The organism is Aquimarina ulvae (genome assembly GCF_053613295.3).
In genome coordinates, this window is the sequence record NZ_JBSIBP030000002.1 from 214,550 (window position 1) to 233,404 (window position 18,855).

Sequence of the window (18,855 nt, forward strand, 5' to 3'; positions counted from 1 at the left end):
ATATTATGAAAAGATTAGTCATTAGCTCACTCTTACTTTTATTCATTTCTTGTTCTGAAACCAAGAATATGTCGCCATCAGAAACCGTAAAAACTGTCGTAGAGAGTTTTTATGCCAAGGATAATAACACTTTAAAAAAACATACAACTTCTGATGGTTATGATAGTTTGATGATGATTCAAGGTTTAGTGCCAGATGCTGATAATGATGCAAAGGTTACAATATCGGATGAAGTAATCGAGACTGATACTGCGTGGGTCAAATACAGTTCTAATTATGACAATAAGCCTGGTATCTTTAAACTTGTTAAAGATGATGGCCAATGGAAAGTAACTAGCAAAGGTCCGAGGGAAAAAGGCCCTTTTTAGGCTTGTCCCATGTAGTTCATTATTCTAAATCCTTATCCATTTTATTAATCAAGGAAATCTTCAGTTTATCCAAAAACTTTGCTCTGTTATTCTTACGCCCTTTGATTTCTAAATAAGTCCGATATACATTATCAAACTCTAACTCAAATAACTCTTCACAAGATTCAGCCAATTCTTTAATTGATAATTGACCTTCCTCGATTGCTCCGGTAATATGAAGTGCATAAATTAATTCGATTAAATCGGTTTTTGAAGCCGTCCATCTTAAAGCTCTTTTTCGTAAACTGTTAGTATGACGACTAGCAGCTTTGCCGTTTTTCCTTAGAAATCGCAATTCTCCCAGAAGTTGCTGATAATGGTTAATTAGTAAGTCATAGGCTAAAATTTCTGCTACCAAATTATCGTGGCTGGTCGAAAATTCATTATCGGTCAAGTAATACGAGGTATCGGTGATTAGTTTTACCTCGTCTTTGCCACGCAAAAAATAATATTTATCTAGGTAGGTGCTGCCTTCTCTCTAATATTTCACGAAATCTAAATTCTCGTGAATGTCCTCTTGCAGCTTTTCAATTTCTTGGTCAATAAATCGACGCTGTTTGTTTAGACTACCTTGAGGTCGCCTTAATAGAAATTGGTAGAGCTTTGAGTAAAATTTTATTTTTGAGTATACACAGGGCTTTTGCTCTTTGAAAAATCTTATCTCATCTTCCGGGCTATCAAATTCTTTATTTCTAAGTAGTACTCTAAGACCTTGGATGCATCTACGGGAAATTTGTATTCCTTTTTCTACCACCAAAAAATCTTCGAGGTTACCTAAACCTACGTCTTCAATTTCACTTTTATATTCATCAAGTATGTTTTTTATACTGGTTTGCATTCTGTTATTTTAATTTTTGACTTTCTGTGTCTAGAAACACATCATTCTACAATAAACACTTTATTAGGAATGTCAATAGTTATTGTAAAGTCTTTAAATAATCCGCTACCAATTAGCGCATTAAAAATCATTCCTTTTCTAAATATTGTGCGTACATTTTTTTTCTTGGCCATTTTCATTCCATTACCTACGGATATGGATTTAAGGGCTACAACTTTGTCCGTTCGTTCTTCTCTAGAAATTTGTGTGGTGTATTTTTCTTCGGTAATGGCATCCTTTGGTATCTCTAAGTCATTAATATATTCCTGATTTATCAGATATCTCTCGTAACCGCTACCAGTATCAAATTCCGCTAATATCTCGATATTGTCATTTATAGTTATGGGTATAAAAACATCTAGCATCACATTAGTGTGCTTATGAAGCTGTATTGGTACTGTAGTATGCTTTTTAGTAAGTTGTTTTGATTCCGTATCGGTTAAGAATGTTATTTTACTGTTTTTAAAATCTATAGAAAATGGTTTTTCTTCAAAGAATTTTAGAGACAGTAATCCATCAATACCCATCGCATCCAGAGGTGGATATACGCCGATAATTGGCTTTTCCTGTCTTTTTTGGCCTAAAGCCAAATAGGGGATTTCAAAAGTGGCACCATCTAATCTATCGCCATCGTGTCTAAAGCCCGTGAAATATCCTTTTTTAGTTGCTTGCTCTTTAATCTTGTCGAACATTTTTTGGGAAAGGACATTAGCACCAGCACCAGTATCTAAAATAAAATTTCCACTTATGCTATCCGCTATTTCTACCTGCACCATTATATATCCTTTCTCGGTTATATGAATTGGGTATTCTTGGGCGGTTGAATAAAATGATATAAAGAATAATAGTAATAGGGCTGCGAGTTTTATATTTTTCATAATGTTGTAATTAAAATTTTAAGCTTCGATAATTGCATTTTACATAGCTTTTTAATCGTTAAGATTATAGGTCAAAGACATCTTCACACTCGGTAAAATCTTGAATAGCAACAACGATTTCGTTATTCTGTTCAGTTATATTAATTGAAATAAGCTCAGAATTTGAATTATTTTCAATGTTGGGAATCTCAAACGTTTCGCCAGAAATAGTTACCGAGACATCTTGAACCTGAGTTACTGTTAATACCTGCCAACAGCTAAAAAAGACTTGATTGGCTACGTCTAATCCTGATAGATTTACTTCAGTTACATCAGTAGTTGAATTAAGGCTTAGAGCCTCAAAATTTTGAATATCAGTAAATACTGTGAAGTTTACGCTGTTCTCTACAATTGTACCACACGGTTCTTCGAGACATTGCCGACTATTGTCATCATCGGAATTACAAGAAATTAAAAAGGTTACAAGGAAAATGATTATTAGGTTTTTCATAGCTTGAAGTATTAAATTTTAGTTTTGAGATATAGCAATATTGTTAGTGAAAAGTTGATAATAACCATTTCTACTATCTGCCCAGACGAGTTGAAAGCTCCCATCAGATAGAGCTTGGATGCCTGCATAGTCGCCACCTACTGGCCAGCGTTTTCCAGTCCATCCGTTTTCTTTGGTAGCTGGATTTGTTGAAGTTTTAGTTATTTTTTCTTCGGGAAGAAATGTATTGCCACCATCTAAAGATGCTGTGAAGTAAATATCGTTTTTGTCTGGGTCGTTTCTTCTGTCGTACCAAAAAATTCCTAGCAAACCATTTTTACTGACTGATATATTAGCGTTTCGCATATACTCCGAAGCTCCAATTTCATTACCAAACTTTACTTGTTCGGACCAGCTTTCGCCATTATCGTCCGTATACAACATTGCAAAACCTTTATATTCACGAAACTTGCCGAATGGTTTCGTGCTGTAAATCCTGTTCTTAAAATTTTCAGTTGTGTCAATAACTATATTAGTGTGTCCCGTTTCCGACTCATATATAAGCCGCGGCTCCGAAAATGATTTACCGAAGTTTTTTGATGGAAGTAACCACGTTTTTCGATACTCAAGCATTTTATTATTCGCCAAATACCCAATGAACGGAATTAGTAACTCTCCATCTGGTGTTATAACTGGCATATTCATTTGAATATCCACATTACCGTGTAAATAGGTGTTGCTTCTCATAAAAGTGCCTGCTCTGCTCAAGTGAATGCACATCATACCGCTTCTTCGCTTTTCCTCATCATTTAGAAAATATTTACTAGAAACAATTAAAAATTCCTGTGTTTTGGGGTTTACGATAATTGATTGCCTGTCGTGGCCAAAACCAAAATTTTGTGGATGTTCCCAAGTTTTTCCTTCATCCATTGAGGTATATGTGACCAAATAAACTGATTGTTTGTTCTTGAATTTTGTTAGTGCTGAGAGGATTACTGTTCCGTTTTTGTTTATGGCTAACCAAGGGTCTGCGCCTAAATCTACATTTTCATCAAAATGTTTGGTTTGCCAAGTTTTACCGCTATCAAATGATTGAAATAGAACAATATGACTTGCAGGGAAATTAGAATCAAGCACCTCTGGTTCTGTGCCTACAATAGCCGCAACAAGAAAGTGTTTCTCATTATTAGGGTTGATTAAGAAATGGGGTTCCGTTAAAGGGAAATCGATGCCCTTACTTATTAAGATTTGTTTTCCCGATTTTATCTGTGCATTGCAACTGAAAATGAAAAGTTGCATACACAGGATTGTTATTAAATATCTCATACTTTTAAATTTTAGTTCCCCATTCCCATAATCCGAAACCGATTTTTTTACTTACTGGTTTCCCACTTTGTTTTAGGGCTATTATTATCTGACTTCGATGATGTGCTTCGTGCGCAATTAAATAACCCAAAAAGGACAATGGATGTGGTTTAAAACCTTTAATACGGTTTTCGGCTATGCCTTTGGATAATAACATCAATATCAGTTCACCTGTCGTTACCAGCTTTTTTTGAAGCAGTTCCTTAGATAGATTGTTGTCCATTTCAATTTTATGTTGACTATCATAAATTTCTGGTGCAGCTTCTTTAAGCCACATCAACCGTACATTATTTATATGAGCGAATTGCTTAAAAACTGAGCGTCCTTTGCTCGTCATTTCAGCATCTAAATCCGCTTCGTCTATATGCTCAAGCAAGTAGAGGTTAAGCTGATTTTGAATTTGCCAGGTTTCCAATAGTTGTGTTTCCATAGTCAGATGAATTATTCCATTCGTTTATAAGCCTTTTCTATCTTGTCCAAAAGGTTGTCCGTAATCTGGGATGCATCGGTGAGTTTTATCATATGTGAAATCCGTGGCATACAACCAATACCGGTTTGCTTTACAAAATCACCATCGTTGGGTTCACCATCTAAGTCCATGGCCAAGCGGATTTCTTTCGACTTGATACCGATAGCTGCATATTCTCGCTTCGCATTGAGCGAGACGTAGGTTTTCTTTGCTTCGACACGGGTGTTTGGAAGTCGTTTGACTATCGTTTCCATCAAGGTATCATAAAGCGCTCTTAGGTGTTCTTTCTTATTGAACTGGTTTTCCAATAGGTCACCAGAATCTGCATAGACGGGTTTGCCATCATTGACATAGATTCCAGCAAGTAGGGAAGCATCTTGATGTCTGAAATTGTGCTCTGATTTTAACCAGTTTAAAATTTCATTACGCTTAGATAAGCTCGTTTCCCCAATAATTTTTAACCAGGATTTTAAGTCGTTACCTGTAATAGAATTTATATTATTTATAAATTCCTGCTCGATTTGAAAAGATGTTTTTGCCATTTTACGTGTTGTTTTTGTTCACAACAAAGTAATGGCTCTTAGGAAAGAAATAATTGTAAAAAATTTACTTTAAGCAATAGCAAATTCTAAGCTTAGCGACTGGAACTGTTAAGCAATTGAGAACTTTACTGCACTTTCAGCGTGGATATGTGTAGTATCAAAAACGGGCAATCTTATATCATCATCCTTAATAAGAAGGGGAATTTCTGTACATCCCAAAATAACACCTTCTATGCCCTGTTTAACTGCCTTTTCTATAATATGGATATATTTAATTTTGGATTGTAGTTTAAAAACTCCAAGCACTAATTCTTGGTAAATTATACGGTGAATGATTGTCCTATCCTCATTGCTTGGTATACAAACCTCTATCCCGAATTTCTCATTGAGTATTTTTGAGTAGAACCTACTTTTCATAGTAAAGTCGGTTCCTAACAAGAGGACTTTTTTTAATTTTTGGTTCGCAATCGCTTTGCCAGTTTCTTCTGCTATGTGCAAAAATGGAATATTTGTTCCAGAGATTATAGAAGGACTGCATAAATGCATTGTATTGGTACACAACACCAGGCATTCAGCGCCAGCATGTTCTAAGTTTTTGGCGGACGTAAGCATCATTTCATTCAATAAGTCCCAATTGTTAGCGCTTTGAAGTTTCGCCACTTCCGCAAAATCTAAACTCTCAATAATGCACTTTGCTGAATGATGACCACCTTTTATTTCTCTAGTGAGCTGATTTATTATTTGGTAATAAACCTGTGTTGATTCCCAACTCATACCACCGATTAATCCAATCTTTTTCATAGTTTGGGCAAAGGCTTATCTATCTTTTTTCTAAATACAAATTTCAATCCACTCCAATCAGCGTCAACTGCACACACCTTAATATCCACAAGTCCGGTCTTTAAAATATATTCCCTTATAGGTTCTCGTTTAAGCTCAGTCTTGATACTAGAAGAACCTTTGGGCCAACTTACCCAAAGGATTCCTTCTTTTTTAAGTAAAGGCTTTATTCTATTGACGATTGTAACCAGTTCTGTCTTGGTTTTTATAAAAATATGGATAAGGTCAAGACTTTGGTTTTGCAGTTGTGGACTGGTGTCAATAGCATCTGGAAAGTTTGAGAACAGCTCTTTATAGGGACGCGGTTCATTAACGGTGAGCAACTTCATCTGTTCTTTTATCCCTAACTTCTTCAGAAGTGGCGTTTTAGAATATCCAACGGCTGCCATTACTTTTTTTGGTTAACAAACACAGGTGCATACTGTTCAATTGTGTCCTTGGTTAATTGAACTGTTTTACCATACTTAGTTATTTTGAATAGCTCATAACCATTGTGATTGTTCATCGATGCCTCAAAGATTAATTCTCCATCGGCACTCCAATGATGATATACTTGATTGTTCTCTAAGGGTGTTACCGATGTCATTTCTGTACCATCAGGATTAATGGTATATATGTCGTAATTATTTTCTCGCTTTGAAGCAAAGGATATTTTTCCGTCCGCTCTCCATCTAGGTGCTGCTGCCAAATAGCCAGTCCATTGTTTACCCGCATTTTCATCGGGATGTGAGGTAATTTTAGTCATCTCTTTTGAGGACAAATCCATCACATAAAGCGCATCGGTAAAACCAAGTTCTCTTGGCGATTTTTTATCACTTCCCCTAAACACTATTTTATCTCCATCTGGCGAAAAGGTAGGGTCATTAAAGTAGGTGAGGTCAATTTTTATTTTCTCGATAATAGTACCTTCTGAATCAATAATATAAAAAGATGAATCCTTGGTTTCGGCAGGTTTTACTATAAATTCTTTCCCTTCTTTTCTGCTACTTAACCAACTGTCCCCTAATTTGAAATCTGTGATTTTTTTTAGATTTTTTCCATTAGAATCCATCTCATAAAGATAGAAGCATCGGAAGCATTCATTTCTGTCAGACAGGAAATAGATGTTATCCTCAAAGCTATCATATACCCAATCTACAGATTTTGAGTTGGTAATATTGGTGCTATTAGTACCATCTATGTCCATAACGTAGATTTCATAATTTTGTGTTGCCGCATCTTCTAAAACATTATATGCGATTTTCTGTTGTGCACAACATCCCAAACTGAATGTAATTGTCAAAATGACGTAGAGTATTTTTTTCATAACTGTTCTATCTCCAGATTCCAAGAATGAAACCAATTAATGTAAAGTAAACGATAATATATCCGCTATTGATAAAGATGTACTTCCACGATTTCTTCTCGAACAACCCAATAGCTGCAAAAATCATAGCACACCACCCAAAGCCTGTTAAAAACCCAGCCGTAATTCCCCAAATCCAATCCGTTTCTGCATCGCCGAGAAAAAACGCCATATTATACGACATAATAAGTGCTAGGATAAAACTTACACCATACATCTTTCCCATATTGATGTTTTTAAAATCTTCATCGGTTAACCCGTTTTCTTTTTTCCAAGCTTTGTAGAATAGTGCAGGACTATACCACAATGCTCCAACTGCTAAATTTAAAAATGCGCAGGCAAATACTGCTAGATGATTAATGTACATTGATTCCATAATTTGTTTTTATTGATTTATTATGGTACAAAGTAATCGTAATTCAATCGCTTAAAATTGTAAAAAATTTACTTGACTGGTAAAAAGTTGGGAAAGTCCTCGATGTCCTTAATATACTTTTTAGGGTTGATACCCGAGAAAGACTGGAAATCTTTTATAAAATGTGCTTGGTCAAAATATCCACAATCCGCAGCTATTATGGTCCAGGATATTTCTTCCTTATTTTCAACTGCGGTAAGTATTTCATTAAATCGAACTATCCTGTGGAATTGTTTTGGGGTTATTCCTACGTACTTTTTGAATAGTTGAATAAACTGCTTTTGGGAATACCCCAATTTATCTGAAAGTTCGCTCAGATTTATTTGAGTTGGCGAATTTTCAATCGCATCTATGGCATATTGAATAATATTGGTGTAAAAATCGTCTTCACTCAGCTGTTCGTCCAACCAATTTTCTACAATCTTGAACTTATCTTCAGTTTTTTCGGTTTTCTTCAGAGTTTTATAAAGGCTCATTATACCTGTTCCGAATACATCTTCTGCTTGTACTACCTTATCGGTATATTCAGAAACTGGTTTGTGAATTAGCGGGAAACCTGCACCTGGCTTAAATACAATGACCATCATCTCTTCACTCTCGGCACTAATGGTCAAAAAATTCTTTTGAACCCCAGAGAACCAAGCGTCTTTACATTCTTGAATTTTTTCGTCAGTACCTTTTTTGTAGATATATTTAGGTGTACTGGTAAATTCAAAAACTATGTTTATAGTTCCATCAGGAAGGTATCTATCTTTTTTGTGAGCTGGTTGGAAATCCCTATGATAAATTATATCGACTAAGTATTTCGATAAATGGGAAGGTATTATATGGGATTTGAATATCAATAAAAACTATTTGAATTGAAAAATAATTAAATACTGGAATTAACCAAAATTTTTATTCTGTTTTATCTCGTTAATATCGGTTTACCAATAATATTGACTTAAAATCAGTTCTTAATTTTTGAAATGACCAATCCTTGATTCAATTCTTTCGAATTTGAATCTTCAATGGCTAAAGCAATCGCTCTTTCAATTAAACTCTTTACCGCTTCATTATTAAAATCTTCCACTTTTTCGATAGGAATATGACGAATCCATTTACCTGTTCCCTGAAGTAAATTTTGTGGGTCTTTGAGTAAGGTTCCCTTATTGAAACCTAGATTTAAATGATTGGTATAAATCGGAATCATACAGAAAGCATCGCCCATTTTTGCTGAAACTGAATATAATGAAGTGAGTGCGTGGGTATGGTATAAAAGTTCATTGCTTTTAGGATGAATTGAAAGTATATAGTCTCGAAGACTAGTATACAAATCAATAAGCTCTTGTTCTCTGTACTTCAAGTGTTTAAAAAAATCAGGGTGTATTTCTCTTTTGGTGGACATAATAGTTTGTTTTATTTTTCAGTCAATTCAAAAAATAATTGCTTGTTTACAGAATCTATAGTGACCACAAAATTCTTTAATAAATTGTTGCCAATATTTGCTATTAACTGAAATGGCAAATTAGAATAATTATTAGTTTGTTTAGTCATTTTGTAGTCGATATACTGATGCTTAAAAACATCAAAATTGCTAATTGTAAAACTATCAATCTTTTTAGCTATAAGACTTTCCTCAACCCAGGTAAAAGGGTAACCCGTATCTAAATGGGCAAACCCCTCAGTATTATTAATCTTTACTGGAAGCCAAATGTTTTGAATATCATCACGGTAGTTTACCTTAAAATATTTATTTGATAATATAGCCTTTTCTTTTGTAAGCTGATTTCTAAGGTATATTTTACCATCGCCTAAATCGATGGATACCAAATAATCCTTCAACAATTGATAACCCATAATACCAACTATTTTTTTTCCGTTAAGTTTATCTCCTATTTCATTAGTATATGTATCATTGTACTGTTGAATTACAGATGGCAACCCATAAGTACCAGTTATTGGATTACTAATTTTTAATCCGTTTAATTCAACACTTTCTAGCCTGCCTAATTCCTTTTTAAAGCTTTCATTGGTAATTATGACAGGAATGAATGTACCTGTATCAAAAATCATCCACGCCTCTTTAGATTCATTTTCAGAATTGAAGGTGACAGGAATAAGTATGTGCTTATGGTAAATCACATTTAACTCTACAATTTCTCCAATTTCAATTTTAGTGCTGGCTATTTTTTTATTGAGTTTATCTTTAATTTCCACTAAAGATTTAAGTCTATAACCTATCACTTCTTTAGCATCGTTCTGTAACGGAATCATAGTAAACTTTCCAGAATCCATTTTTGAAACGAAAGCTTCATATGTTATTTCTTTTCCATTTTCATTCTCTAAATACGAGCGTTCTGTAATCATTGATTGGCTGAAAGCAGATAAATTCGCTATACCGAAAAAGAGAATAGTTATCAATATTTTAATATTGGACACTTTCATTTTTATCAATCCGTTTGTTTGGTTTAGGTTCATAAATTCTGGTTTAGCCTCTCTCGAAATATTGAACTGCACAGACAATATTACCTTCGGTGTCGAGAAACTTAACCAACCAGCCTACATACGGAATTTCAGTTTTGGGCATAACAATTTTACCGTTATTAGCTTCGATTTTTGCTACAATATCGTCAATATTTTCAACAGCAGTAGAACATTCAAAACCGATGATTTTTTCATCGATTGGACTATATGTTCTGGCTTGTAACGCACCAATTAAAGACGCGTCATTCTCTGAACTGTCCTTTATTTGAAGAAAGTCATCTGGCCCATAGCTATTGTAATCCCATCCAAAGAGATTTGAGTAAAATTGTTTTGCCCGCTTCATATCGTCGATATAGATTGCGAAATGTGATAAGTGGTTCTTCATTTTTTTTAAGTTATTTATAGCTTTCAGAAAGGCGGTACAAAACGTTCATCGCTTTTTCTGAATGTGCTCTGTTTATAAAAATATGGTCGTGGTAAAAGCCAGCTACTACGTTACAACTGATATTGTGCTTTGCCAATTCAGAAGAAAATTTAGCCGTAAATCCAACGGCATTTAATGATGAGTTCACCAAAAGAGTTATCCAAGAAAATATAGACGAGTACGCTATGTTTAAATTGTCAGCTATTTTCTTTGGAAGAATTACAGTATTGCCCTCTGTTTCTCTAAATAAAAGTATTGCTTGTTTAAGAATATTACTCTCTATTTTTGGTGAAGAAAAAAAGACAAATTGCCCTTTGTTCAATGAAGGTTGCATCTTCTTTAGTAAACTATTTAAATCTGTTTCAGTTTTATCCATATGTACCTTATTCTATTCAATATCAAACAGTCCAGATTGGGAAAGCTGTCGAGAAATGACATCAAGTTGACTTCTTTCACGATTAGTATTTGAAGTTCCGAAAAATGCGATAACCAAATCTTTTGTAGGTGATATATAAAGACCTTGCCCTCCATGTGCTCCTTTAAAAAAATCGCCATCATCGAAAACTGCACTCCATTGATAATTGCGATTTATGGTTTCTTTAAAATTTTGTGACATCGTCTCGAGGTTCTTATTTGTATTCCGTATTTTAGATAAGTATGCATCAGAAATTATTGGATTTTCAATATCTCTACCACTAGGCGTAAAAGCAAGACCAAATCTAGCTAGGTCTCGAAGTGTTGTTGACATACCATCAAGATAGGAAAGAGACATCCCATTTGTGTTAATTGCTAAAAGTGCACTATGTTCCGCACCTATTTTCTCCCATATTTCATGCTCTACAAAGTCACTAAATCTTTGACCGCTTAGCTTTTCGACTAATAATGTTAATACCAGTGCGTCTGCATTGTTAAATTGGTGTTCTGTTCCTGAAGGTTTAATAGATTTTGCGGTAACTAAATCTTCAATAGGATTAAACCTTGGCTCAAATATGTCCATTGACGCCCGATCAATTCCGGAACTCATGGACAGTATATCGGTTATTGGGACACCTTCCCAACCTGAATTTTTAAGGGCATCAAAGTAATAATCAATAGGTTTACTGGTATCAATTAATCCTCTATCCTCTAAAATGGCAATTGATGTACTCACAAAGGTTTGGGTTATTAAGAAATTAACATGCAAATCGGTTGGGAACATTCTTGGATAGCCTTCAAATACAATTTTGCCCTTATGAATTATAATTAGCCCATTAACTTCTACTTGCTGTACATAGTCGTTTAATGAAAGTCCACCTCCTTTTTTCAAATCTGTTGTGGTGATGAAATTTTTCACATCATCTCTTGGTGTTTCCTCAAGAATTTTTGGTGTATCTGACCTACGAATACGTGAATGATTTTTAATTTCTGAAAAATTGAGATAAAAATAGCGCTCTGTATCACCATACACAGTCCAGCTACCACCTTCGTAAATATGATTATGAAATGCATAAATCTCTTCTTTTGTAAAGCCTGAGTAATTATAGGTTTCGTATTTTGGTGAAGAACTTTTTACGGTATCGATGACCTTTTTTGGCTCATTATTACATGAGAGAAAAAGAAATATTAAAAATAGTAGTCCTATTATGTTTTTCATGGTTTACTTTTTTGGTTCTGCCTTAAGCTTTTTTCTATGTTTATACTTTTGCTCTATTAGTTATACACCTTCTTAGTTGTTATCTATACGATTAAGAAGTTCTTTTTTCATTTTTTGGCTTTCCTGTTGTAAGTTTATTTAGAATTTTAAATTTAAAGGTTTCTGAATATGGTCTAATTACTTTGTCATTTTTCTACATAATGTTAAAATTATGTAGCCTTTATTCAGGACGCGGCATTCAAGAACATAATGCTTTTGTGAATGAGTATGAACTCTGGTTTCATTGTTTTGGCCTTAACTTTTCTATTACATCCGTGCTTACCCAATAAATATTTGATAGTCCAGGCTCTATAGCTCTTTCGTCCCTGCCAAAAAACAAATACTTACCATCCGGAGTGATTCTTGGCCCTTTTTCATTAAAACTAGTGTTTATGGTATTTCCAAGATTTGTGGGTTTTGTCCATGTACCGCCTTTCTCTTTAAAATATACATACATATCATTGTCTTTTCTTCCCTTTTCTTGATTACTGCGTGCAGTTACTATCAAGTAATCTTGAGATGGTGAAATGAAAGCATGATGACCAAATTCAAGTGCAACTTCTTCTACTTCGGGAAACGCACCATTTTTATTGGGGGCATAATACGTTTTAAATTTTGACAAATTGAAATAATAAAGGTCACCGTTTTTGGCCTGATTCGGGAAAAACACAAGGTCTTCATTTATTGGTGTATCAAGCAGGGTTGCATCACTCCAAGAATCCCCTAAACGGTTTACATACCAAATTTTTTCATCTACAAAAGCAGAGTCCATAGCCGTGAAATAAATCCTCTTACCATCAGGGCTAACGAATGGATGCATTTCTTCCTTTTTTTCTCCATTAGTAAAATCTACTCTTTTTATGGGGGTCCATTCATCATCTTCGAGTTTTGAAAAATAGATAGATGTTTCTTCGTCTTTGTTATCAGCTGCAAAATACATTTCAGTCAACTCCGGAGAGAACGAAACGGTACCCTCAAACCTTCCATCAATTGAAACGATATCAGGAGCAAAAACTTCAGGAGTTAAACCAGGCGGTTTTTGACCAAAATAAAAATTTTCTTTGGTTGAAGAATTATCCTCTTTCGGGTTAGATTTCTCTGTTTTGCAAGCACTTAGAAATAGTATTAAAACAAATACTGAGAATTTAATTACGAGGTTTTTCATCATCATTACTTTTTTAGAAGACTTGCCAGTGTAATAACAAAACCGATAGCAGAGCACCAAATGCCCCAATCTGGATGACTGCTAAAAGATAGGAAACCTGAAATAATAAGTGTGTTCCCAACAGCAATCCATCCTTTTCGTTTTTTGACATTCTCTTTTATCATTTGCCGGGATATAATACTCATGAACTTCATCTTTTCAAAAATATCTCTCTTTGAGAATATCAATGTGATGCATCTCGTGACCGATGATTGATTTTAAAAAATCTTCTAGAGTTACTTCAAACTCATTGGCCATTCCCTTTATTTTCAGTTGACTATTTGATAACCCATTAATGAAGCTGATACTTCCTTTTCTGACGTTCTGAAGGTCAGAAATCAATTGCTGAATGGTCATTTCTTCAAAACGGCTATTTTGTACCAAGGAATTTTGGTCATAACCCCATAACTGTACTTTTTGTTTTCTGCTAAGCAGAAAAGCGCGTGAAATTTTTATCCTTTCATGGTCAGTAATGTGCCCTATCACTTGTTTAATGCTCCATTTATCAATTGCATAGCGATAGGTTGCCTTTTCCTCGTCTATTGTTTCAAGGAATTCTAAGATTAACAAAGACGAATAGAGTTTTTTACAATCATTGTATTTCGTAAGATTGTAGTAATAGGGAAACCCATCGGAAGGCGTAAAACTCATACTTAGTTAATTAAATGTTTATTTAATCGATTGATTTAAGGAATGCCGTAGTCGCGTTCCAATATTCCTCAGCCCCTTTTTGACCCGTCCATAATGCTTTTGAACCGTGAAACCCGTCAGATTTTGGAATAAACTGTGATTGATTATCATTTTGTTTTGCCGTTCCCAACAAGGAAGTCAATGCCGTAGCCTCCTCTTTGGAAGACGTCACCAAAAATGGCTTGTCTGTTTTCACGAAAGCAGTTTTTAATGAAGGTGCAGCATCGCCAAAATAATCACCTGGACTAAAGGCAATGATAGCTTTTACGTTATCATTTGAAACACCTTCTAACAATGCCAAACTAGACGAATATGAACTTCCCCAGAGAATTATCTTTTGGTTGTATTTTTTATTTAAGAAATCAATAGCCGCTTTGATATCTTGTTGCGCATCTACCATCTCATTTTTCAATCCATTCTTTTTTGCTCTTTCAGCAGTTGTATTGGATTTCTCTGCAAAATTTCCACCAGAGCGTTGGTCAATAGCAAGACAGTTGTAGCCCATCTCATTGAGTTTTGGTGCGATGTCAGCATATTCAAAACGGTTATAGCCGGCTTGATGACACAATAGTATTGTTGGTTTGTCTTTTCCTATATCATAAAGGTTTCCTGTTACCAAAAGACCATCTGCGGCATTGAATTCTACTTTTTCTGGTTCGTATTTCTCGCCCAAAGTTCCAGGGTTAGGAACTTGTACACTGGCTTTCATCTTCTTTTGTGCTTCCATTTCCTGTTTTATCAGGTTCTCGATAAGTTCAATCCGTGTAAATTTACCTTCACCATCAAAATATACATGAGATTCGCGAACACCTAACCCCACAAAGTCATACTTTACTTTTGCTTTGCCTTTGGAACTTTCCAAAATAGCCATTGAGTTTAGTTTAGGAAGATTGGAAACAATATTTTTGAGTATCGCTGGTGTGTTTGCCACAGGAATTGGGTCAAACTTCAACGTTGGGCTCACATATGCCTGTAAAGGGGCAACAGATTTCTCAGAAAAGCTTTTTTCAAAAGCTTTTATTTGTTTAGAGTAATCCTGTGCTAAAATAGTTTGACTTCCTAAAAAGCATAGTGCCGTAATTGCCATCGCTTTTGATTTTGAACCCAAAAAAAGATTCAATATCCTTGGTATGAAGTACAATAAAGCACCAAATAAAAAGATATAATTTCTAACGTCATCGGTTGTATATTCACTTTTTGGAAGTAATGTTGTGATTTTGAGAATAACCATCAACCCAGCTAGTAGCATTATAATACTACCAACTTTTTGAATTGGCTTTAGATTCCTAAATTTTGTCGAATCTTTCATTGTAACATTGTTTTGTTTATACAGTATGTTACAGAAGAGATGTTATAATTACACTTTTACAGATTTATTTTTCCTGAAGGTCTTTTAAAAATGCTTTTAGTTGGTCCAGATAGTTGCCGAACTTGACTTTTTGCTCATATTGTGACATGTAATAAAAAACAACTGCACCTAAAACAATTGCTAAAGTGACCATCAATGTTATTTGAAAAGTTCCTTCAACAAAATCTTTTTTGTTGTTTGCTAAGTAGCATATCCAACCGAATGCTATTGAATTGAATACCGCACCAGAATAGACGTTGAGCTTTATAGCGCGCCCCATAATGTTTATGAACCTTACCAAAGATTCTTTTACGTTTGTTGTTTTGGTTTCAAAATGTTTAATTTCTTGGAATGCCTTAAAGTTCCAAGATAGCATAGCAGAAAGAAAAACGATTGCCGTTGCCAAGAATATACGGTTGTCAGTCAAATCAAAAATACTTTCGTAGAACAGAAATTTTTCAGGGTTTATGAACGAACCTATAAGCATTGCTACACAAAGAATCAAAGAAAGACCACCAAGTGAAAACTTCACGTACATCACTCTTCTTATTTTCGCCAATACCGATTTTGAATCTTTTTTGATGGATTCTTCTACCATAGATTCGTCCACATTATTTTTTGTAATAGTATCTTCAACTATCACATCCCAAACTGATTTTAATTCCAATAGTTCCATTCTATTTATTTTTTAATTTTTTTGAAAGCTTTGCTTTTATTCTGTTCATTTTCACACGGACATAGTTTTGTGTAATCCCAATAATATCGGCTATTTCTTCATTAGATTTTTCATCTAAGTGTAGCATAACAATAGCCTTTTCGACTTTGTTTAAATCAGCGATGGCTGCATGCATCAATTTGAATTTTTCATCTTGAATATCAATATTCTTTTCTTCAGATATATCTTTAAATTGATTGGTTTGAAAAAAAAGTTGTTGTTTCTTTTTGGTCTTTCGTAAATCCTGAATGGCAACATTTATAGCTACACGATACATCCATGTAGAAAATTTGGAATCCCCTCGAAATGACTTATAGGATTTCCATAGTTGTATCAATATTTCTTGAAACAAGTCTTTTCGATGTTCTTCGTTATCACAATACATCCTACTTACTTTATGTATAATTCCTTGTGATTCCTGAACACGCTTTGAAAATTCTTGCTCCGTTTGGGCAGTATCTTTCAATAGAGTCTGGCTTTGGTTACAAAGTAGGTTAAAATAACGACTTGATAATTACAGTTGTTCTGGTTTAATTTTTAAAAATTGACTGTGCTTCTTCATAAACACTTTCATAATTAGCATCCAAATCAGCGTGAGAAAATTGCTTTAATACCTGTGGAAGTTTTCAAAGCTTAGTTATTTCATTTCCAGAAATGAAAAGCGAATGGTGAAGGATACCATACTAATCACCCATTAAAGGATAAATTGGGATAGTTAGCATTTATATTTATCAAAAGAACTGTTCTTAATTGTTGAATAGTAAAGGGTATATCCACTGTGTTATCAATTGTAACTGAAGCGCCTTTTTGACTCCTCACGGTATCACTTCAACTACTTACTATACTTACCCATAACATATTTGGCTACTAATGAGCTGTTTGGTTTTTTACAAGCCTCTGGATAGTCTGAAAAGTAAATACAATCTGGTAATCCATTTTTAAATTTAACGACTACACCACCTGTTTGTTTTCCTAACAAACTGCTAAAACTATAATTGGCTTTTAATGTGACTATTTGGGTTTGGTCTGCCGACTTAAACTCGCGAACGTTACTGATACTATTGGTAGTATACTTGTTCATTGCCCAAGTTCTGGATTGATTACTAACTATGTCATTAAGCAGTTTAGTATAATTCTGGTCACCGGCTGGGCCACCTAAAATCTTGATTTTTTCATACATACTCATTCCTTTTAAACGCACGGGTTGCTTTTGATTGGCGAAGGCTAAAAGATTTGTAGCAAACTGCGCTACACTTTTGGAATCACAAGCATTAAAGCGAAAAAAATTGGACATATCGCTCTGCAATGCCTTGGCTTTATGAATCTGGTCAACTGAATTGCCCAAGGCATTGGGATTGGTGTACATGTCAATAACCGTTCGCAATGCGTTTTGATCCTGCTGCGCTACCAAACGCATCTTTGCCGAGTATAGTTTAGGGTCTGCAAAGATACCTGTACCCACGGTTCGCCAAGCGATACAATACCTATTAACTTCAACACCGTAGCCATTAGTAGTTACATTTTCGCGAGAGCATTCCTCCGTCATAATCTCTACTTTGTCCTCTGGAAGCTGATCTGGACAAAGACTGCCAAAGGTGTTCAAGTATCCACTAAGAATCATCAAGAAATGACTATCATTCACATCCAATTCAATATTCTCAAAATGACCACGGTAGATATAATCAAAAAATGAGGCATTGTTCAGTCCCAAAGTTTTAAACTGCATCGAACCCTCGTCTTTGCCATTGGCTTCTAAGAAGGCGATGCGCTCTTTACTTCCATCGAGTTTCTTCTGCTGTTTTGCCAACCTTTGTTGTTCCACCAGTTGCTTTTTTCGTGAGGCAAACAGTGAATTCAGTTTTTGATATTTACTGGATTGTTGTGGCAGATAGCTCATATATTTATTTTTTAAACGTGGGAAACTGGTATTATCTGCTTGAGCGATTTGACCTTCTATGGTGTTGATTTGAGCATTGACCAATTTCTCTTTTTGTGAAACCAGCTTTTCCTCACCTTTTCTTACTTCAATATTATTAGGGAACGACCCGTAGTCCTGCTTAAAATGAACTATTTTTTGGTTGATTTGGGCAATACTAGAATTCTGATTGACTGAGCTCAAATCTGAATCTATGGCATTTTGTAATATAGCCTTTGACTTAGCATTGAATTGCGATTGAAACTCGTTTTGTTTTGGCTTAGATGCTTCGGGCAACAATTGCGCTGCTTGTTTTTTTAACGCTGTAAGTCCGGAAAGCGACTGTTTTTCATTGGTTAATTTCTCGATAGAAGTGAAAATTTCATTGAGTTGTTCATCTGCTTTGATGGCAATAAACGCATCGATTTCATTACTGGCTTGTTTTAACTCGCTATCGAGCAGCACGGCATAATCAGTTACCAATCGCTGCTTTAACCGTTGTAATTCCGTTTTAGAAATACTACTCTTTGACGCTCTATTCAATTCATTTTTAAGTTCGTCACGTTTGGCGTCGACCGTCGCTATTTGATTGACAAAATTTGGATTACCGTATGTTAAATAGTTATTGTAAATGATATTTTGGAACGCCCAATTGTAGTGTGGGTCACTTCTATAATTACCCTTAGCAAAGCAGACTTGAATTTTTCTAAAATCCTTGACCAACGTCTTTTGGGAAAGCTGTGCGTAGGCTTTTCCGCGATAAGGTTCAAAGTAAGCCTTTGAGAAATAGTTGGTGGCGAGTTTTTGCATCTTT

At 34.8% G+C, this 18,855-nt stretch carries 23 protein-coding genes and 1 pseudogene; 1 reads left to right on the forward strand and 23 read right to left on the reverse strand.

The features are described 5' to 3' along the window. The first annotated feature begins 5 nt into the window (after positions 1–5). The gene (locus ACWGOQ_RS04520) at positions 6–368 is read left to right on the forward strand and encodes a nuclear transport factor 2 family protein (RefSeq protein ID WP_452056312.1); all 363 of its coding nucleotides are present in this window, start codon (positions 6–8) and stop codon (positions 366–368) included. 19 nt (positions 369–387) lie between these two features. Here the strand turns inward: ACWGOQ_RS04520 and ACWGOQ_RS04525 are convergent. From ACWGOQ_RS04525 to ACWGOQ_RS04635, 23 genes and pseudogenes are all read right to left on the reverse strand, one after another. Beyond that, positions 388–1,245: pseudogene (locus tag ACWGOQ_RS04525) on the reverse strand (RteC domain-containing protein). Positions 1,246–1,286: 41 nt separating this feature from the next. Beyond that, entirely contained in the window at positions 1,287–2,162 is an 876-nt protein-coding gene (locus tag ACWGOQ_RS04530) for an aspartyl protease family protein (RefSeq protein ID WP_452056311.1), read from the reverse strand. A 64-nt stretch (positions 2,163–2,226) separates the two neighbouring features. Then, on the reverse strand, positions 2,227–2,652 hold the full coding sequence (locus ACWGOQ_RS04535) for a hypothetical protein (RefSeq protein ID WP_452056310.1): 426 nt from the start codon (positions 2,650–2,652) through the stop codon (positions 2,227–2,229). Positions 2,653–2,670: 18 nt separating this feature from the next. Then, complete coding sequence (locus tag ACWGOQ_RS04540) at positions 2,671–3,930, reverse strand: sialidase family protein (protein ID WP_458202378.1); 1,260 nt, start codon at positions 3,928–3,930, stop codon at positions 2,671–2,673. A gap of 31 nt (positions 3,931–3,961) precedes the next feature. Further along, positions 3,962–4,426, reverse strand: coding sequence for a DinB family protein (locus tag ACWGOQ_RS04545; RefSeq protein WP_452056308.1), 465 nt, complete (start codon positions 4,424–4,426; stop codon positions 3,962–3,964). An 11-nt stretch (positions 4,427–4,437) separates the two neighbouring features. Further along, positions 4,438–5,007 (reverse strand): DUF5655 domain-containing protein, encoded by a 570-nt coding sequence (locus ACWGOQ_RS04550; protein WP_452056307.1) that lies wholly within the window; start codon positions 5,005–5,007, stop codon positions 4,438–4,440. A gap of 108 nt (positions 5,008–5,115) precedes the next feature. Continuing rightward, positions 5,116–5,808 (reverse strand): aspartate/glutamate racemase family protein, encoded by a 693-nt coding sequence (locus ACWGOQ_RS04555; RefSeq protein ID WP_452056306.1) that lies wholly within the window; start codon positions 5,806–5,808, stop codon positions 5,116–5,118. Then, positions 5,805–6,236: a DUF3052 domain-containing protein gene (locus ACWGOQ_RS04560; protein WP_452056305.1), complete on the reverse strand. Its 432-nt coding sequence runs from the start codon at positions 6,234–6,236 to the stop codon at positions 5,805–5,807. Before ACWGOQ_RS04560 ends, ACWGOQ_RS04555 begins: the two co-directional genes overlap by 4 nt. Then, on the reverse strand, positions 6,236–7,153 hold the full coding sequence (locus ACWGOQ_RS04565; protein WP_452056304.1) for a TolB family protein: 918 nt from the start codon (positions 7,151–7,153) through the stop codon (positions 6,236–6,238). Before ACWGOQ_RS04565 ends, ACWGOQ_RS04560 begins: the two co-directional genes overlap by 1 nt. 7 nt (positions 7,154–7,160) lie before the next feature. After that, on the reverse strand, positions 7,161–7,568 hold the full coding sequence (locus ACWGOQ_RS04570) for a DUF1761 domain-containing protein (protein WP_452056303.1): 408 nt from the start codon (positions 7,566–7,568) through the stop codon (positions 7,161–7,163). Positions 7,569–7,636: 68 nt separating this feature from the next. Next, positions 7,637–8,452, reverse strand: coding sequence for an AraC family transcriptional regulator (locus tag ACWGOQ_RS04575; protein WP_452056302.1), 816 nt, complete (start codon positions 8,450–8,452; stop codon positions 7,637–7,639). Positions 8,453–8,556: 104 nt separating this feature from the next. Further along, positions 8,557–8,994, reverse strand: a complete 438-nt coding sequence (locus ACWGOQ_RS04580) for a DUF1801 domain-containing protein (protein WP_452056301.1) — start codon at positions 8,992–8,994, stop codon at positions 8,557–8,559. 11 nt (positions 8,995–9,005) lie between these two features. Further along, entirely contained in the window at positions 9,006–10,067 is a 1,062-nt protein-coding gene (locus ACWGOQ_RS04585) for a hypothetical protein (RefSeq protein WP_452056300.1), read from the reverse strand. Positions 10,068–10,077: 10 nt separating this feature from the next. Then, complete coding sequence (locus tag ACWGOQ_RS04590) at positions 10,078–10,458, reverse strand: VOC family protein (protein WP_452056299.1); 381 nt, start codon at positions 10,456–10,458, stop codon at positions 10,078–10,080. Between the two features lie 10 nt (positions 10,459–10,468). Next, on the reverse strand, positions 10,469–10,873 hold the full coding sequence (locus tag ACWGOQ_RS04595) for an ACT domain-containing protein (RefSeq protein ID WP_452056298.1): 405 nt from the start codon (positions 10,871–10,873) through the stop codon (positions 10,469–10,471). 12 nt (positions 10,874–10,885) lie between these two features. Continuing rightward, positions 10,886–12,130: a serine hydrolase domain-containing protein gene (locus tag ACWGOQ_RS04600; RefSeq protein WP_452056297.1), complete on the reverse strand. Its 1,245-nt coding sequence runs from the start codon at positions 12,128–12,130 to the stop codon at positions 10,886–10,888. A gap of 280 nt (positions 12,131–12,410) precedes the next feature. Then, positions 12,411–13,334 carry a TolB family protein gene (locus ACWGOQ_RS04605; RefSeq protein WP_452056296.1) on the reverse strand — a complete coding sequence of 308 codons (924 nt, stop codon included), beginning with the start codon at positions 13,332–13,334 and terminating at the stop codon, positions 12,411–12,413. Between the two features lie 5 nt (positions 13,335–13,339). Next, positions 13,340–13,519, reverse strand: coding sequence for a hypothetical protein (locus ACWGOQ_RS04610; RefSeq protein ID WP_452056295.1), 180 nt, complete (start codon positions 13,517–13,519; stop codon positions 13,340–13,342). Positions 13,520–13,532: 13 nt separating this feature from the next. Next, positions 13,533–14,024 (reverse strand): DinB family protein, encoded by a 492-nt coding sequence (locus tag ACWGOQ_RS04615; protein WP_452056294.1) that lies wholly within the window; start codon positions 14,022–14,024, stop codon positions 13,533–13,535. 22 nt (positions 14,025–14,046) lie between these two features. Further along, positions 14,047–15,372, reverse strand: coding sequence for an alpha/beta hydrolase (locus ACWGOQ_RS04620; protein WP_452056293.1), 1,326 nt, complete (start codon positions 15,370–15,372; stop codon positions 14,047–14,049). Positions 15,373–15,436: 64 nt separating this feature from the next. Beyond that, a complete protein-coding gene (locus tag ACWGOQ_RS04625; protein ID WP_452056292.1) occupies positions 15,437–16,087 on the reverse strand; it encodes a hypothetical protein in 651 nt (216 codons plus the stop codon). A 1-nt stretch (position 16,088) separates the two neighbouring features. Further along, positions 16,089–16,592 (reverse strand): RNA polymerase sigma factor, encoded by a 504-nt coding sequence (locus ACWGOQ_RS04630; protein WP_452056291.1) that lies wholly within the window; start codon positions 16,590–16,592, stop codon positions 16,089–16,091. A 366-nt stretch (positions 16,593–16,958) separates the two neighbouring features. Beyond that, positions 16,959–18,851, reverse strand: a complete 1,893-nt coding sequence (locus ACWGOQ_RS04635; protein WP_458202385.1) for a GumC domain-containing protein — start codon at positions 18,849–18,851, stop codon at positions 16,959–16,961. Between the last annotated feature and the right edge of the window lie 4 nt (positions 18,852–18,855).

Coding starts and splice junctions, on each gene's coding strand:
- ACWGOQ_RS04520 (WP_452056312.1), top strand. CDS start 6: ATGAAAAGATTAGTCATTAGCTCACTCTTACTTTTATTCATTTCTTGT.
- ACWGOQ_RS04530 (WP_452056311.1), bottom strand. CDS start 2,162: ATGAAAAATATAAAACTCGCAGCCCTATTACTATTATTCTTTATATCA.
- ACWGOQ_RS04535 (WP_452056310.1), bottom strand. CDS start 2,652: ATGAAAAACCTAATAATCATTTTCCTTGTAACCTTTTTAATTTCTTGT.
- ACWGOQ_RS04540 (WP_458202378.1), bottom strand. CDS start 3,930: ATGCAACTTTTCATTTTCAGTTGCAATGCACAGATAAAATCGGGAAAA.
- ACWGOQ_RS04545 (WP_452056308.1), bottom strand. CDS start 4,426: ATGGAAACACAACTATTGGAAACCTGGCAAATTCAAAATCAGCTTAAC.
- ACWGOQ_RS04550 (WP_452056307.1), bottom strand. CDS start 5,007: ATGGCAAAAACATCTTTTCAAATCGAGCAGGAATTTATAAATAATATA.
- ACWGOQ_RS04555 (WP_452056306.1), bottom strand. CDS start 5,808: ATGAAAAAGATTGGATTAATCGGTGGTATGAGTTGGGAATCAACACAG.
- ACWGOQ_RS04560 (WP_452056305.1), bottom strand. CDS start 6,236: ATGGCAGCCGTTGGATATTCTAAAACGCCACTTCTGAAGAAGTTAGGG.
- ACWGOQ_RS04565 (WP_452056304.1), bottom strand. CDS start 7,153: ATGAAAAAAATACTCTACGTCATTTTGACAATTACATTCAGTTTGGGA.
- ACWGOQ_RS04570 (WP_452056303.1), bottom strand. CDS start 7,568: ATGGAATCAATGTACATTAATCATCTAGCAGTATTTGCCTGCGCATTT.
- ACWGOQ_RS04580 (WP_452056301.1), bottom strand. CDS start 8,994: ATGTCCACCAAAAGAGAAATACACCCTGATTTTTTTAAACACTTGAAG.
- ACWGOQ_RS04585 (WP_452056300.1), bottom strand. CDS start 10,067: ATGAACCTAAACCAAACAAACGGATTGATAAAAATGAAAGTGTCCAAT.
- ACWGOQ_RS04590 (WP_452056299.1), bottom strand. CDS start 10,458: ATGAAGAACCACTTATCACATTTCGCAATCTATATCGACGATATGAAG.
- ACWGOQ_RS04595 (WP_452056298.1), bottom strand. CDS start 10,873: ATGGATAAAACTGAAACAGATTTAAATAGTTTACTAAAGAAGATGCAA.
- ACWGOQ_RS04600 (WP_452056297.1), bottom strand. CDS start 12,130: ATGAAAAACATAATAGGACTACTATTTTTAATATTTCTTTTTCTCTCA.
- ACWGOQ_RS04605 (WP_452056296.1), bottom strand. CDS start 13,334: ATGAAAAACCTCGTAATTAAATTCTCAGTATTTGTTTTAATACTATTT.
- ACWGOQ_RS04610 (WP_452056295.1), bottom strand. CDS start 13,519: ATGAGTATTATATCCCGGCAAATGATAAAAGAGAATGTCAAAAAACGA.
- ACWGOQ_RS04615 (WP_452056294.1), bottom strand. CDS start 14,024: ATGAGTTTTACGCCTTCCGATGGGTTTCCCTATTACTACAATCTTACG.
- ACWGOQ_RS04620 (WP_452056293.1), bottom strand. CDS start 15,372: ATGAAAGATTCGACAAAATTTAGGAATCTAAAGCCAATTCAAAAAGTT.
- ACWGOQ_RS04625 (WP_452056292.1), bottom strand. CDS start 16,087: ATGGAACTATTGGAATTAAAATCAGTTTGGGATGTGATAGTTGAAGAT.
- ACWGOQ_RS04635 (WP_458202385.1), bottom strand. CDS start 18,851: ATGCAAAAACTCGCCACCAACTATTTCTCAAAGGCTTACTTTGAACCT.